Source organism: Vibrio sp. D3 (assembly GCF_043995865.1).
GTDB lineage: Bacteria > Pseudomonadota > Gammaproteobacteria > Enterobacterales > Vibrionaceae > Vibrio > Vibrio diabolicus.
The window spans coordinates 2,358,703-2,374,726 of the sequence record NZ_CP171887.1; the positions used below are offsets into that span (position 1 = coordinate 2,358,703).

Consider the following 16,024-nt stretch of genomic DNA (forward strand, 5'->3'; position numbering starts at 1 on the left):
ATTATTTAAGGATTTTTATATTTTATAATCGACATTGTGGCATGAATTTTCATTACCTGCGCCAAATAAGTTCACAATCTTGACCATTAAACGCCTGATCAACGAACAGATCTGCCACAGCAACGACTCGGTCTTGATACATCAAAATCGGAATTTGACGACGCAGCCAGCTTGGCACATTGTATTCTTGGAATAATTTCTTCAGTTTTCGACTGTGATTACGCGTGGTTGGATGCGCTGATAAGCCTTCCGGATTGAAGGTCACGCGAAGCAATTCTGGCTGACTCGGAAGCGCAATCGTTGCGTTACTAGAACTCGTCGTTAAGGTCAGTTCCCCTAGCCGCTCTGGAAGCGATAAAACGGTATCGACTTGAATCGTACTTTGCCACTCAGTGACGTCAGCGATTTCTGTTACCCAGTAGAGACGATTTCGAAAACGGCGCACTTCACCTTGTTTAAGTTGTAGTTTGGGGTTGGCATCTTGCTGAGCTAATGCGACTTCATTCCAGATAAGATTGAGTTGTACCTGAGTCGGCATACTAGTATTAAGCTTAGCCAGCCACATACGAATCAAGCGCGCACGCGCTAATTCACTGTGCTTAGCCAGTTCTTTAATACTTAAACTTAGATCCGTTTGTAAAGCGCGTTCAAACACCGCGCTCAATAGTTCATCCAATAGCGCTTCTTGTTGAGCACATAAGCTTGCACTGCGCTGAACCGCTTGATGGATACTAGGCCAGCGACCAGACAATTCAGGGATAACACAATGACGAAGAAAGTTACGATCATAACGAGTATCTTGGTTGCTTTCGTCTTCCACCCACTCCAAACCTAATTTAGTAGCCGCGTCTTCGATGGTCTTCCGCTTGATAGTAAGCAATGGTCGAACTAGGGATCCACCAGAAAACGGCATACTCTCCGCCATCGAAGATAACCCTTTTGGCCCGCTGCCTCGCTTAAGAGCAAGGAGAAATGTCTCTAGTTGATCATCAGCATGTTGGCCGGTCAACAGTATATCGCCTTCTTGAATGTACTTAGTTAAGGCTTGATAGCGAGCTTCACGAGCAAGAAGTTCAATACTTTCACCATTGCTGATGTCTAAGCTCACTCGCTCAATCGAGCATGATATGCCCACTTGTTTTGCCCAAAGTAAGCATTTATCGGCCCAATCATCGGCATTCGAGCTCAAACCATGGTGCACATACACAGCGTGACACTCTATCGAATGCGCTTGTTGATAGCGACTGAGTAATTCGAGTAAAAGACGTGAATCCACTCCTCCGCTAAACGCCAAGACAACCTTAGTGCCTGATTGATAGTAGCGGCCGAGAACTTGAGCAAAATGCGGGTAAAGCGATTCCATAAGCGATCCGATAGGTACAAAAAAGGGCTGGACTCTCATCCAACCCTTTCTATTTTAACTGTTATCACTTGAGATATCAGCTAACGCTTAATAGCAATCACCGAAATTAACAGTAACCGTAGCTCATTAGGCGCTGGTAACGACGTTCACGTAGCGTCTCTTCATCCAATTGCTCTAGATCTTCTAGTTGACGAAGTAGTGTCGCTTTCATATTCGCTGCCATTTGAACATGATCGCGATGAGCGCCGCCTAGTGGCTCTTCAATGATTTCGTCGATCAGTTCAAGCTCTTTAAGACGAGGAGCAGTTAGACCCATCGCTTCTGCAGCTTGCGGTGCTTTGTCAGAATCACGCCATAAGATTGAAGCACAACCTTCAGGAGAGATTACTGAGTATGTAGAGTACTGAAGCATGTTCACGTAGTCGCCTACACCAATTGCTAGTGCGCCGCCTGAACCACCTTCACCAACAACGTTACAGATTACTGGCACTTTAAGACCAGACATCACTTTTAGGTTTTTCGCGATAGCTTCAGATTGACCACGCTCTTCTGCGCCCACACCTGGGTACGCGCCAGCCGTATCGATAAATGTGATGATCGGCATGTTGAAACGCTCAGCCATTTCCATCAAACGTAGCGCTTTACGGTAACCTTCTGGTTTTGGCATACCAAAGTTACGTTTCACCTTTTCTTTGGTTTCACGACCTTTTTGGTGACCAATGATCATCACAGGGCGGCCTTCAAGGCGAGCCATGCCACCCACAATCGCTTTGTCGTCTGCAAACGCGCGGTCACCCGCTAATTCATCAAACTCCTCAAAAGCGTGTTGGATGTAATCCAGCGTGTAAGGACGTAGTGGGTGACGAGCCAGTTGAGCTGTTTCCCATGCGCCTAGGTCGCTGAAGGTTTTTTTCTTCAGCTCTAAGCTTTTCTTCTCAAGCTGTTCGATTTCTTTATCCAGGTCAATCGCAGAATCACCACCATGACGAGAGACATCACGTAGTGCTTCAATTTTCGCTTCTAGTTCTGCAATTGGCTTTTCAAATTCAAGAAAGTTTAGGCTCATCTATGAATCCTTGTTTACTCAGCGTCTAACATATTGCGCTGAATTTTTAGTTAAATTCGAGTTCTACCTGGCTTTTGCCAAGTAACTGTTTTAAATCGTCGAGTAATGTATCACTTGGCGTTACTCGCCACTCGGTGCCCAATGTTAACCGCGCTCTGGCGTCGGCACGCTGGTAGTATACATTGACGGGTACGGTTCCGGCTTTGTGCGGTTCTAAAATACGGCTGAACTGCTCAAAAAACTGATCGTTGATCTGAGTTTCATCTATCGATACCGACAAACCACGAGCGTATTTCTCGCGCGCACTGCCGAGATCCATAACTTCACGCGCCGACATTTTAAGGCCACCGTTGAAGTCATCAAAGCTGACCTGTCCAGAAACGACCAAAATTCTGTCTTTTTCGAGAAGTTCAGCGTATCGATCCAGTGCATCTGAGAACAACATCACTTCCATGCGACCACTTCGGTCATCCAGTGTCATAATGCCAATTCGTGTACCACGCTTAGTCGTCATTACACGAGCTGCAATGACCAGACCTGCCACCGTGACAGATTGGTCGCGACGCGTTGGCGTTGCGTCTTTTAGTCGACAACTGGTGTATTTGTTTAGTTCCTTTACGTAGGCGTTAATTGGGTGCCCTGTCAAATATAGACCTAGGGTATCACGCTCGCCCTCTAACCACACTTTTTCTGGCCAAGGCGGAACCTGCGTATACTTATGCTCTACTTCTTCAGGCGCATCCGTTAACACACCAAACATATCCGTTTGACCAAACGCCTCAGCTTGGTGATGTTGACTTGCTGCTTTTACCGCATCATTGAGTGACGCCATCATCGCCGCGCGGTGTGGGCCCAGTCGATCCAACGCGCCCGCGTAAATCAGCTTCTCTATCACTCGTTTATTGACGCGTTTTAGATCAACTCGAGCACAGAAATCAAATAGGTCTTTAAAGTGACCACCTTTATTTCTCGCCTCAAGAATCGCATCGATAGGGCCTTCACCTACCCCTTTTATCGCACCAATACCGTAAACAATTGCGCCATTTTCATCAACATTAAAGCGATATAGGCCAGAGTTGATGTCTGGTGGCAGCACGGTGAGCTTCATACGGAAACACTCATCGACCAAGCCAACGACTTTTTCCGTGTTATCCATATCAGCTGTCATTACCGCGGCCATAAATTCGGCAGGATAATGGGTTTTCAGCCAAAGAGTCTGATAAGAAACCAATGCATAAGCAGCAGAGTGCGATTTGTTAAAACCATAACCGGCGAACTTCTCTACCAAGTCGAAGATTTTCATCGCCAACTCGCCATCGATACCGTTCTTTATCGCACCTTCTTCAAAGATAGCACGTTGTTTTGCCATCTCTTCTGGCTTTTTCTTACCCATTGCACGACGGAGCATGTCCGCACCACCTAGCGTGTAACCCGCTAAGATCTGCGCAATCTGCATTACCTGCTCTTGGTACAGGATGATGCCGTAGGTTGGATCAAGCGTCTCTTTTAGCGACTCGTGTTGCCACTTTTCATCTGGATAAGAGATCGCTTCTCGACCATGTTTACGGTCGATAAAGTTATCTACCATGCCCGATTGCAAAGGACCCGGACGGAAGAGTGCTACCAATGCGATAATGTCTTCGAAACAGTCTGGCTGAAGTCGTTTGATCAGCTCTTTCATGCCCCGAGATTCAAGCTGGAATACTGCTGTCGTTTCAGAGTTTTGCAACAAACGGAAAGAGGCAGGGTCTTCTAACGGTATGGATTCAATTTGAACCGGTTCTTTACCTTCTCGCTCTAGACGTGGGTTAATCAGCCCTAACGCCCAGTCAATAATGGTTAAGGTACGTAAACCCAAGAAGTCAAACTTAACTAGGCCAGCGGTCTCAACATCGTTTTTATCAAATTGAGTAACCGGAAAGTGACCTTCAGCATCTGCATAAATTGGCGCAAAATCGGTAATTGTTGTAGGTGAAATTACAACGCCACCAGCGTGTTTACCGGCGTTTCGCGTACAACCTTCCAAAATATGACACATGTCGATGAGTTCTTTAACTTCCTCATCGGCCTCATACAATTCAGGTAGTGCAGGTTCAGCTTTAAACGCCTTATCTAGCGTCATGCCTGGATCGGGTGGGATCAGCTTTGAAATACGATCAACAAAACCAAATGGATGGCCCAATACGCGGCCAACGTCACGGATTACCGCTTTTGCCGCCATGGTACCAAACGTGATGATCTGAGACACTGCGTCGCGACCATACATTTCTGCAACGTGGTCAATAACCTGGTCACGTTTATCCATACAGAAATCGACGTCGAAATCGGGCATCGAAACACGTTCTGGGTTCAAGAAACGTTCGAACAGCAAGTCGTATTCTAGTGGATCCAGATCGGTGATTTTTAGTGCGTAAGCCACCAAAGAACCTGCACCGGAACCACGTCCAGGACCTACAGGAATTCCATTATCTTTTGACCACTGGATGAACTCCATTACGATCAAGAAGTAACCAGGAAATCCCATTTGGTTGATAACATCTAGCTCTATCTGAAGACGTTCATCATATTCAGGGCGGCGACGTTTTCTCTCTTCCTCATCTGGAAACAGGAACTCTAAACGCTCTTCCAACCCCTCTCGGGATTTCATGACTAAGAACTCAGTCTCTTTCATCCCTTCAGTTGGGAAGGCTGGTAGGAAGTACTCCCCTAAGCGCACAGTCACGTTACAACGCTTCGCTATCTCGACACTGTTTTCTAACGCTTCAGGAATATCAGCAAACAGCTCGCACATTTCTTCTTCTGTACGAAGATATTGCTGCGGACTGTAGTTTTTTGGCCTGCGCGGATCTTCTAATGTGTAACCATTGTGAATCGCTACGCGTATTTCATGAGCATCAAATAGGTCAGGACTCAGGAATACAACTTCATTGGTCGCCACTACTGGCAAGTCTTGCTGCTCTGCCAATTCAACTGCAAAGTGAAGATAAGTTTCTTCATCTGGACGACCGGTACGAAGTAACTCAAGATAAAAGCGATCTGGAAAATGCTGTTTATAAAAATCAACACACCCTTGCACTATTTGACGGTTGCCTTTCAAAAGGCCGCGACCAATTTCCCCGCTTTTACCGCCGGATAATACAATCAGGCCTTCAGACATTTCAGCCAACCAGGCTTTATCAATCACAGGGTGGTGTTGAACATGTCCACGTAAGTACGCTTTTGATATCAATAACGTCAGGTTCTTATAACCCACATTATCCGCCGCAAGCAAAGTCACTTGAGTCAGCTCTTCACCAAACTCGTCCGACTGCATTTTAAAGTCAGCACCAATGATCGGTTTAACACCACTGCCATGTGCTGTACCGTAAAACTTCACCAAACCACATAGGTTGGTAAAGTCGGTCAACGCCATTGCGGGCATACCGAGTTCAGCAACTTTCTTTACGATTGGCGGAACTTTGTTGAGGCCATCCACCATCGAGAAGTCACTATGAACACGCAGGTGGATGAATTTGGGATCTGACATTAACAGGTACCGTGTAACTCTATTTTGTTGGGGATTCTAACCTAAAGAGGTTGGGTTTATAACACCAATTAGATCGTTTGATTATTCTATGCCTAAAGCTTTTTTTACTGGCTTGAAACTCTTGCGGTGTTCACTGATCACTCCGTATTGCTCAATCGCTTCAAAGTGCGCTTTAGTTGGATAACCTTTGTGCTTCGCGAAGCCAAATTGTGGATGAAGTTTATCCAACTCTTCCATCTCTTGGTCACGCACGACTTTGGCAATAATGGAAGCCGCACTGATTTCGGCAACGCGTAGATCGCCTTTTACTACAGCTTGAGCATCCATTGGCAGGTCTGGACAACGGTTACCATCAATCAACACCAAATCAGGTTGAACCTTTAACCCCGCCACTGCACGCTGCATCGCAACCATAGTCGCCTGCAAAATATTCAGTTGATCGATTTCTTCAGGAGAACAGCGCCCGACCGCCCAAGCCAATGCTTTTTCTTTAATTTCAGGAAGCAGCGCCATGCGTTTCTTTTCGGTCAATTTTTTCGAATCGTTCAAACCTTCAATAGGATTGTTAGGATCAAGGATAACCGCAGCGGTGACGACGTCTCCCACCAAAGGGCCACGTCCTACCTCGTCGACTCCGGCCACAAACTGATAACCTTGTGGATATTCAAACGGAGGGAGTTCAACTTTGGTTTTGGTCGCTTTTGGTTTAACAGCCATGATAAATCTCTATTTTTCAATCAGTTTTAGAACCGCGTTTGCGGCTTGTTGGTCCGCATCTTTACGAATCCAATGATGCATTTCCGTAAACTTATCTAACATCAGTTTATTGTCGCTTTCCAATAAGCGAGAAACCTCAGTAAACAAATTGTCTGGTGTGCACTCATCTTGTAGATATTCTTTGACGAGCTCATCATCCGCTAAGATATTCGGCAATGACACATACTTCGTTTTCAATAGACGTTTAGCTAAGAAAGCAGTAAATGCATTCACACGATAACCCACCACCATTGGACGCTTGAGAAGCATACACTCCAACGCTACGGTACCAGAGGCCAGCATCACGGCATCGGATGCGGTGATGACGTTGCGTGCGGTGTCATCAACTAACTTGAAGTCCAACTCTGGTGCGAGTTCTTTCCAGGCTTGTTCAAACTGCTCACGGCGTTTTTGATTAACAAGCGCGACAACAAACCCCAGTTCTGGAAATTTTTTATGGAGTAACTTGCAGGTTTCAATAAATGGCTCAGAGAGCATTTTTAACTCGCTACCACGACTGCCTGGCAGGACAGCAAGCCACTTTTTATCTTGTTCTAAACCAAGCAACTCACGTGCAGGCGCTTGTTCTGATTCTAGTGGGATGGAATCAGCCAAGGTATGACCAATGAACTCGCAAGGTACATTAAATTTGTCGTAGAACGCTTTCTCAAACGGAAGAAATGCTAGCACCAAGTTCGTTGCCGCTTCTATTTTAAAGATGCGCTTCTGACGCCAAGCCCAAACAGACGGGCTCACGTAATGAACGGTTTTAATGCCCGCTTGCTTGAGGTCAAGCTCTAGGCGTAAGTTGAAGTCAGGAGCATCGATCCCGATGAAAACATCAGGCGGATTCTGAGTAAAATACTGAACGAGCTCAGCTTTCACTTTAAGAAGTCTCGGTAAGCGGCCTAAAACCTCGACTAATCCCATCACCGCAAGCTCTTCCATATCAAACAGAGACTCGCAACCTTGGGCTATCATTTTCGGACCGCCAATGCCTACGAACTCTGCGTCTGGATATTGCTGCTTTACTGCTTTGATAAAGCCTTCACCTAGCGTATCGCCAGACAATTCTCCGGCAATGATGCCAATACGTAATGGTCTTTCCATATCTACTTCGCTATTTTTCCTGTGCGCTATGGATAACGGTTTGCCTTATCCATAAAACACAAAAAGATCGTAACCTCAAATTTGGTCACGATCTTTTTATTTATTGGTTCATTCGCCAATTAACGAATAATGCCACGTTCCGTCGTTTCCAGAATATCTGAGAAACGCTTCACAGCCGGCCACTCTTGAGCCATTTCAGCCAGAATAGGCTTCACTTCTTCTAGCGTCTTACCTGAACGATAGATTTCTTTATACGCTTTTTGCAGCGCACGAATCTCTGGTTTCTCAAAGCCGTTACGCTTCAAGCCAACAAGGTTCAAGCCGAAAGGAGTCGCGTGGTTGCCTTGCGCGAGTACGTAAGCAGGGACATCTTGCACCACTGCTGAGCAGCCGCCAATGTAGGCGTAAGCGCCCACTGTACAAAACGGGTGAATCGCAGACAGTGCCATCACACCGGCATAATCATCAACAGTAACGTGACCACCAAGAATCGAGTTATTACCGATGTGAGTGTGGTTACCAATAACAACATCATGCGCAACGTGTGCATTCACACACAATAAGTTGTCATCACCAATGATCGTGGTTGCTTTGTCTTGCACTGTGCCACGGTGAACTTGGACCGCTTCACGAATGACGTTACGATCACCGATAACCACGGTTGTATCTTCACCACCGTATTTTTTATCTTGGTTTTCTTCACCAATAACAGCATGCGGGAAAATACGGTTATCTTTGCCAATAGTCGTGTGACCTTTGATCACAACGTGAGACATCACTTCTGTGCCTTCACCAATTTCAACCGTAGAGGTGATGTACGTAAAAGGACCTACCGTTACGTTAGCACCAATTTTGGCACCCTCTTCTACCACCGCTGCCGGGTGGATTTTAGCGGTATCATGAATCATATTAAAACTCTCGACGAGCACACTTCAGTTCTGCAGAACATACCACTTCGCCGTCAACTTTTGCCACACCGCTAAATGCAGCAATGCCGCGACGTTCTTTTAGAAATTCTACCTCAATAACCAATTGGTCGCCCGGAACCACTGGTTTTCGGAATTTCGCGCCGTCTACGCTTGCAAAGTAGTACAGTTCATTTTCTGTTGGTGCACCAAATGATTTAAATGCAAGTAAGCCTGTTGCCTGAGCCATTGCTTCTAAAATCAAAACACCTGGGAATACTGGTAGTTGAGGAAAGTGACCTGTGAACTGAGGTTCGTTAACCGACACGTTTTTAATCGCGTGAAGGTACTTCTCTTCTTGGAAGTCTATCACTCGGTCGATCAATAAGAATGGGTAGCGATGAGGTAGTAGCTCTTGAATTTCAGAGATGTTCATCGTTTTCTTTTCAGTAGTCAAAGTCGTCTTCCTATATCAATTTTTTGCCGCCAAGATGGCAAACGTGGCAACAGGTCGTAAAGCCGAATCGCTTTGCAATATACTAGCAAAATACGCACCATCTTGGAGTTAAATCTACTTAGAGCGCGTCATTATAGAAGAAAAAGACCCGCATTTCGCGAGTCTTCGTACAGAATATGGAACTAGAGCCTGTTAGCTTTCACGTTAAATACAGAGCGAAAGATAACTTGTTCTAAATTTCTTCTTTCTGTTCCAGCTGTTTTTCAACCGCTTTCAGGCGCTTATTCATCTCATCAATACGGTGAACTCGAGTTGCAGTTTTACGCCACTCTCTGTTCGTTTGTAGTGGAATACCTGATGAGTAAAGGCCTTTTTCTTCGATACTGCGCATTACCATGCCCATACCTGTAATCGCCACACCATCTGCGATAGTGATATGGCCATTCAGAACAGACGCGCCGCCAATCTGGCAGTACTTACCAATTTTTGTACTGCCCGCGACAATAGTACCACCAGGCATCACGGTACCATATCCGATCTGCACGTTGTGCGCGATTTGAAGTTGGTTATCCAGAATGACATTGTCTTCAATGATAGTATCTTCGAGTGCACCGCGGTCAATCGTAGTACAAGCACCAATCTCAACGCGGTTACCGATACGCACTGAACCAAGCTGAGGAATTTTAATCCACTCGCCTTTGTCATTCGCATAACCGAAGCCATCAGAGCCAATGACGGTGCCCGATTGAACAAGACAGTCATCACCCAATGACACTTCATGATAGATAGTGACATTAGCCCAAAGCTTGGTGTTATTCCCTAGCTTGGCGTTCTTACCGATAAAACAACCAGCGCCAACGCTTACGTTGTCGCCGAGTTCCACGCCCGTTTCAATCACGGCGTTAGCGCCGATTGTAACGTTCTCACCCATCTTAACGTCAGCGGCAATCACAGCACTTGGTGCAATATCGTCTGCCGGTTTTGGTGTGGTATCCATCGCTTGGACCACACGAGCAAATGCGACATAAGGGTCCGAAACCACTAGCGCGTTTCCAACGCATTGCTCTTTATGCTCAGCCTTTACCATAACAACGGTAGCTTGGCACTCAGAAAGGTGTTTTGCATATTTTGGGTTAGACAAGAAGGTTACATCACCTTCTTGTGCTTTATCCATTGGGGCAACACGGCTTACAACGAGAGACTCGTCACCAAACAGCTCACCCCCGGTAATTATCGCCAATTCGGCTAATGTTAATGTCTTCATAACTTCTTATTTTAGAGCTTTAATTACGTCTTCAGAGATATTGTATTCTGGCTTGCCGTACTGCAAAGCAGAGATATCAATCACAAGATCGTAACCATTTTTGTCTGCGACTTTCTTAACTGCATCTTGAATCGTTTTGAAAAGCTTCGCTTTTTCTTCAGCTTCACGACGCGCACTTGCTTTTTCAAGTGCTTGTGCTTTCACTTTGTACTCGCTGTCTAGCTTCGCGATATCGATACGTAGCTTTTCAACTTCGTCTTGACCCAAAAGCTCGCCGTCACGTTGTAGCTTTTCGATCTTTGTTTTAGCTTGTGCTTGGATTGACTTCAGTTCATCAGCTTTGCTTTTGAAGTCTTTCTGCATTTTTTGTAGTACAACTTCACGTTGAGGAAGAGCTTGGAAAACTTGAGCTGTATTTACATAAGCAATTTTCTGTGCAGCTTCTGCCGCATTTGCAAACATTGAAGAGCTCAGTACAAGAAGGCCAATCCCAGCCGCTTTGATCATTTTATTCAAAATATTTTCCTCTTTAGAAAGTTCTACCGATAGTGAATGTGAAGAACTCTTCATCATCGCCATCAAATTTCTTAATTGGTTTCGCTAGTGAGAATACTAGTGGCCCCATTGGAGACATCCACTGCAACGCCGCACCGTAAGAAGAGCGGTAGTTGGTTGGATCTGAGTAATCGTAGTAGTAGTTAGCACCCGAAATGTTGCTATTTTCTCGATAATCAAACTCGGTATCCCAAACACTTGCCATATCAAAGAAGATACTGGTACGAATTTGGTTTTGTACTTCCTCTGATGCGAACGGCGTTGGAACGATCAACTCAATACTTGCTAATGCGACTGCGTTACCACCCACTGAATCATCTGTCGCAATATCTGTACCATTGTTAGAGCCGGATGTATCGCGGTAAACCGCTTTAGGGCCAACAGAGTTTGAGCCAAAGCCACGAAGCGATGTAAAGCCACCTGCGTAGTAGTTTTCGTAGAATGGGAACAAGTTATCGTTACCATCCGTTTGACCGTAACCATTACCGTAACCCAAGCGGCCACGGAACAAGAGGGTAAACTCATGCTTTTTAGTTAATGGTACATACTGGCGAACATCGTACTGCAGTTTAAAGTATTGAACGTCAGAGCCAGGTACGGTCATTTTATAGAATGCACGTTGGTGGTTACCTGCCGTTGGGAAGTAACCACGGTTTAAGTTATTACGTGTCCAAGAGATATTGAAGTCGAAGTCGTTCGTATTCAATGCCCCACTTGAATCTATATTATCTTTTTGCGCTTCTAAGAACTGCTCTACCTGCAAGTAAGGCGATAAGTTACCGATCTTGTTGTGCGTATAACCGACACCGAATTCAAAACGGTTCAACTCATCGAATGGGAAGCCCCACGTTAAGCTCGCGCCATAGCTTTCGTTGGTATAGTCAACGATATTGGCTTCTTTCGCTTCAAATTCGTTATAGAAGACCTTACCACCCAAGCTTACACCGTCTAAGTTCCAGTACGGGTCTCGGTAATCTAGACTGATGTTTTTCTGGTAGTCATTCATCATCGCGTTGATACCAACACGGTTACCGCTACCAATAAAGTTATCTTGTTGCAGGCCAACCTGGAAGCTCACACCCGATTCTGTACCGTAGCCAACACCGAAGTTAACGCTACCAGAGTTCGCTTCTTTGACAGAGTAAACTAGGTCAACTTGATCATCACTACCAGGAACTCGAACCGTCTGTACTTCAACATTTTCAAAGTAGCCCAAACGATTTAGACGAGTTTTACCCGTTTCAATCGATTTCGAGTTCAACCAACTGCCTTCCATCTGACGCATTTCACGACGAAGGACTTCATCTTTGGTTGAGTTGTTACCCGTGAAGCGGATATCACGTACGTAAATACGGTTACCTGGATCGACGTTAACGACCAAAGAAACTTCTTGATTCTCGTCGTCAAACTCAGGAATGGTATTCACTTGTGGATAAGCGTAGCCGGACTCACCAAGCACACGTTTAATACCCTCTTCCATTGAAGTGACCAACGAGCCGTTGTATGTCTCATTGTCTTCAAATGGCACAAGTCTTTCGAACGTCGCTTCCTCACCGATCAAGTCACCACGGAACTTCACGTCCTTAACGGTGTAAACCTCGCCCTCTTCTAGACCAAGAGTAATGTATACCCCTTTCTTGTCAGGAGAGATTGCAACTTGTGTCGAATCAACGTTAAATTTTAAGTAACCACGATCCAGGTAGAATGATTTGAGTGCTTCAATATCACCTGCAAGGACTTGCTTTTGATACTTTTCATCAGAAAGGAAATTCCACCACGGCACATCAACATTCAAGTTAAAACGAGAAAGAAGGTCCTCATCGCTGAAAACTTCATTGCCGATAAAATTGATTTGCTGAATTTTTGCCGACACGCCTTCAGTAAAGACAAACTTTAGGTCAGAACGGTTACGTGGCAGTGGAGTCACCACCGCTTTTACTGTGGCGTTGTATTTACCTACGCTGTAATAAAAGTCTTCTAAGCCTTTTTCAATGTTGCTTAGCGTGGTGCGGTCAAGCGCTTCACCTTCACGAACGCCAGACGCGTTCAGGTTTTCTTGTAGCTGCTCGTCCTTGATTGCTTTGTTACCTGAAAAAGAGATGCTTGCAATGGTAGGACGTTCTTTGACTTGAACCATCAGAACACCACCGTCACGCAACACTTTCACATCTTCAAAGTTACCAGATGCATACAGTGCACGGATAATCTCTGCAACATCGCCTTGGCCAATGGTATCACCGACACGTACAGGCATTTTCAACAATGCAGCACCCAGTGCTACACGCTGCAATCCATCGATTTCAATATCTTGAACTACGAAGTTCTCTGCTCCATTTGCAGATACACTGGTCGCCAGTAAACTTGCAAATAGAATTCGCTTAATCGCCATACTTGTTCTAATTATTCCTTGCTACTGCTTTTGTCTCTGAACTATCACAGACGAGTAAAATCATTAAATAGCGCTAACGCCATGAGCGAGAAGATGATCGCACCACCAATTCTAAAGCCCATTTCCTGCACTTTCTCAGGAACAGGACGTCGAATGACTGCTTCAATTGCAAAAAACAACAAATGACCGCCATCCAACATTGGTAAAGGAACGAGATTAATAATACCTAGGTTAACACTAATTAGAGCGAGAAAACCTAAAAAGTAGACCAAACCATAATCTGCTGTCGCGCCTGCGCCTTTGGCTATTGATATTGGTCCACTCAGATTATTCAGACCAACGTCTCCAACAATCAGCTTCTTAAGCATGCTGATTGTCAAACCAATGACTTGGCCAGTTTTGTCTACTGCTTTACCTATTGACTCGAATACACCAAACTGAAGATCGAAGCGATAACTTTCTGGCCATTCTGCGACTTTAGGTGCAATACCTGCAAAACCAACGACTTCTTTGTTAGCTAGCTCACGGCTACCGGGCGTCAGCGTCAATGTTTGCTCATAACCCTGACGTAACACCGTCAATTCAAGCGGTGTATCAGGATTAGAACGAACCGCTTCAACCACTTGCTTCCATTCGGTTACGCGTTGTTGACCAATTGCGACAACCTCATCACCTGGAAGCACACCAGCTTTTTCCGCCGCTCCACCTTGCGAGACCTGCTCGATAACTCGATACACCTCCGGTGTATACGGAGTAAAACCTAACGACTGCATCGCTGACTGAGTTTCTGGGTCGAACTTCCACTCACGTAAATCGAGCGTTTTCGTTACTTCTGAACCAACTTCATTCGCTGACGTTAGTGTTACCGTCATCAAATCATCGCCAATATGAGAAATCAATCCCATATTTACTGATTCCCAATCCGGAGTTTTGATACCAGATATCGATTTAAGTTCCATTCCAGATTCAATTCCAGCTTCCGCAACAATCGAATTGGGCGTAACTTCACCAATTACAGGCTTAACAGCCGGGATACCAATTAGAAATACCAGCCAATAGGCAAAAATTGCGAAAAGAAAATTAAAGATGGGGCCAGCCGCAACAATAGAGGTTCGCTTCCATAACGGCTTCTTATCAAACGCTAGGTGCTTCTCATGTTCTGGCACCTCATCGACACGGCTATCAACCATTTTCACATAGCCGCCGAGAGGGATCATTGAGATGCTGTACTCCGTTCCGTCTTTGCCTACTTTACTCCAAATAGACTTGCCGAAACCGATTGAAAACTTTTCAACTTTAACGCCGCAACGGCGAGCAACCCAAAAATGCCCAAATTCGTGCACGGCAACAAGAATGCCCAGTGCGACGATAAAAGAAATGAGATTCCACAATATACCAGTCATCAGCTACGCTCGCGTATGGTTTCTAGGGCAATAGTTCGTGCCATTCTATCTAGCTCGAGCAAGCTTTCCAAGCTATTCGCATTCTCAGCTTTGCAGCTTGCGTTGATTTTATTCAACACAGACTCATTGATGCGAGCAATATCGGTAAAACCTAGTCTGTTATTTAAAAATGCATCAACAGCGACTTCATTAGCTGCATTCAATGCTGTTGTTGCGTGTTGACCTTCATAACAGGCATCAATTGCGAGTTTTAAACATGGGTAACGAGCAAAATCAGGCTGCAAAAACGTCAGCTCACCAACTTTCGTGAAGTCTAGCGGCTTAACCCCAGCTTCCACTCTTGACGGGTATGACATGGTGAGCGCAATTGGCGTCGCCATATCCGCTTCTCCCATTTGTGCCAAGACCGAACCATCACGATACTGAACCATAGAATGAATTACCGATTGAGGATGAATAACCACCTTCAGTTGTTCGCGAGCAGCATTAAATAGCCACTTAGCTTCGATATACTCAAGGCCTTTGTTCATCATCGTGGCAGAATCAACAGAAATTTTTGGCCCCATCGACCAGTTTGGATGAGCAATCGCCTGCGCGGGTGTCACCTGCTCCAGTTCTGCGATGTCAGTGTAACGGAAAGGACCACCAGATCCAGTCAACAAAATATGAGAAATGCCATGTTCTTGTAAATTGCAACGACCTAGATTGGTTTGTACTTGCTGTGGTAAACATTGGAAAATGGCGTTGTGTTCACTGTCGACGGGAAGTAGCTCTGCGCCAAATTCTTCTACAGCATCAATAAATAGCTGGCCTGACATTACAAGTGCTTCTTTATTTGCCAACAAGACTCGCTTACCTGCTTTCACGGCGGCCATAGTAGGCAATAAGCCGGCTGCTCCTACAATAGCAGCCATTACACTGTCGACCTCGTCCAGCGAAGCAATATGGCATAGCGCATCAACACCACCTAGCACTTCGGTACTTGGTGAAACCGAGTGTAGCTCAGCTTGAAGTTGAGATGCCGCAGCTTTATCTGCCATGACCGCATACTTAGGTTGCCACTGACGACATAGACCGATCATCTTTTCAACGTTAGTGCTTGCCGCTAAGGCAACGACAGAAAACAGATCTGGGTTTTGTTCGACCACTTTAAGCGTGCTTGCACCAATTGATCCAGTAGCACCAAGAATCGTTAACTTTTGCATGTTGTAAGACCGTTAGAAAGCTCAG

12 protein-coding genes are annotated in these 16,024 nt (G+C 45.4%); all 12 read right to left on the reverse strand.

Annotation, left to right across the window (positions count from 1 at the left end):
- Positions 1-52: 52 nt before the first annotated feature.
- Positions 53-1,363 carry a tRNA lysidine(34) synthetase TilS gene (gene tilS / locus ACHFJ9_RS18905; protein WP_203343333.1) on the reverse strand — a complete coding sequence of 437 codons (1,311 nt, stop codon included), beginning with the start codon at positions 1,361-1,363 and terminating at the stop codon, positions 53-55.
- A 106-nt stretch (positions 1,364-1,469) separates the two neighbouring features.
- Entirely contained in the window at positions 1,470-2,429 is a 960-nt protein-coding gene (gene accA, locus ACHFJ9_RS18910) for an acetyl-CoA carboxylase carboxyl transferase subunit alpha (RefSeq protein ID WP_005380365.1), read from the reverse strand.
- Between the two features lie 46 nt (positions 2,430-2,475).
- Entirely contained in the window at positions 2,476-5,955 is a 3,480-nt protein-coding gene (gene dnaE / locus ACHFJ9_RS18915; RefSeq protein WP_395355918.1) for a DNA polymerase III subunit alpha, read from the reverse strand.
- A gap of 81 nt (positions 5,956-6,036) precedes the next feature.
- Positions 6,037-6,672 (reverse strand): ribonuclease HII, encoded by a 636-nt coding sequence (rnhB, locus tag ACHFJ9_RS18920; protein WP_395355920.1) that lies wholly within the window; start codon positions 6,670-6,672, stop codon positions 6,037-6,039.
- Between the two features lie 9 nt (positions 6,673-6,681).
- Positions 6,682-7,821 (reverse strand): lipid-A-disaccharide synthase, encoded by a 1,140-nt coding sequence (lpxB, locus tag ACHFJ9_RS18925; RefSeq protein WP_047008877.1) that lies wholly within the window; start codon positions 7,819-7,821, stop codon positions 6,682-6,684.
- A 119-nt stretch (positions 7,822-7,940) separates the two neighbouring features.
- A complete protein-coding gene (gene lpxA / locus ACHFJ9_RS18930) occupies positions 7,941-8,729 on the reverse strand; it encodes an acyl-ACP--UDP-N-acetylglucosamine O-acyltransferase (RefSeq protein WP_301949962.1) in 789 nt (262 codons plus the stop codon).
- A 1-nt stretch (position 8,730) separates the two neighbouring features.
- Complete coding sequence (fabZ, locus tag ACHFJ9_RS18935; RefSeq protein ID WP_005380349.1) at positions 8,731-9,183, reverse strand: 3-hydroxyacyl-ACP dehydratase FabZ; 453 nt, start codon at positions 9,181-9,183, stop codon at positions 8,731-8,733.
- A 232-nt stretch (positions 9,184-9,415) separates the two neighbouring features.
- The gene (gene lpxD / locus ACHFJ9_RS18940; protein ID WP_109169615.1) at positions 9,416-10,447 is read right to left on the reverse strand and encodes a UDP-3-O-(3-hydroxymyristoyl)glucosamine N-acyltransferase; all 1,032 of its coding nucleotides are present in this window, start codon (positions 10,445-10,447) and stop codon (positions 9,416-9,418) included.
- A 6-nt stretch (positions 10,448-10,453) separates the two neighbouring features.
- Entirely contained in the window at positions 10,454-10,963 is a 510-nt protein-coding gene (locus ACHFJ9_RS18945; protein WP_005391804.1) for an OmpH family outer membrane protein, read from the reverse strand.
- 13 nt (positions 10,964-10,976) lie between these two features.
- Complete coding sequence (gene bamA, locus ACHFJ9_RS18950) at positions 10,977-13,391, reverse strand: outer membrane protein assembly factor BamA (RefSeq protein ID WP_047008880.1); 2,415 nt, start codon at positions 13,389-13,391, stop codon at positions 10,977-10,979.
- 44 nt (positions 13,392-13,435) lie between these two features.
- Complete coding sequence (gene rseP / locus ACHFJ9_RS18955) at positions 13,436-14,794, reverse strand: sigma E protease regulator RseP (protein ID WP_017820751.1); 1,359 nt, start codon at positions 14,792-14,794, stop codon at positions 13,436-13,438.
- Entirely contained in the window at positions 14,794-15,999 is a 1,206-nt protein-coding gene (ispC, locus tag ACHFJ9_RS18960; RefSeq protein WP_054574847.1) for a 1-deoxy-D-xylulose-5-phosphate reductoisomerase, read from the reverse strand. Before ispC ends, rseP begins: the two co-directional genes overlap by 1 nt.
- Positions 16,000-16,024 lie beyond the last annotated feature (25 nt).

Coding starts and splice junctions, on each gene's coding strand:
- lpxB (WP_047008877.1), bottom strand. CDS start 7,821: ATGGAAAGACCATTACGTATTGGCATCATTGCCGGAGAATTGTCTGGC.
- ispC (WP_054574847.1), bottom strand. CDS start 15,999: ATGCAAAAGTTAACGATTCTTGGTGCTACTGGATCAATTGGTGCAAGC.
- lpxD (WP_109169615.1), bottom strand. CDS start 10,447: ATGAAGACATTAACATTAGCCGAATTGGCGATAATTACCGGGGGTGAG.
- rseP (WP_017820751.1), bottom strand. CDS start 14,794: ATGACTGGTATATTGTGGAATCTCATTTCTTTTATCGTCGCACTGGGC.
- lpxA (WP_301949962.1), bottom strand. CDS start 8,729: ATGATTCATGATACCGCTAAAATCCACCCGGCAGCGGTGGTAGAAGAG.
- rnhB (WP_395355920.1), bottom strand. CDS start 6,672: ATGGCTGTTAAACCAAAAGCGACCAAAACCAAAGTTGAACTCCCTCCG.
- accA (WP_005380365.1), bottom strand. CDS start 2,429: ATGAGCCTAAACTTTCTTGAATTTGAAAAGCCAATTGCAGAACTAGAA.
- dnaE (WP_395355918.1), bottom strand. CDS start 5,955: ATGTCAGATCCCAAATTCATCCACCTGCGTGTTCATAGTGACTTCTCG.
- tilS (WP_203343333.1), bottom strand. CDS start 1,363: ATGGAATCGCTTTACCCGCATTTTGCTCAAGTTCTCGGCCGCTACTAT.
- bamA (WP_047008880.1), bottom strand. CDS start 13,391: ATGGCGATTAAGCGAATTCTATTTGCAAGTTTACTGGCGACCAGTGTA.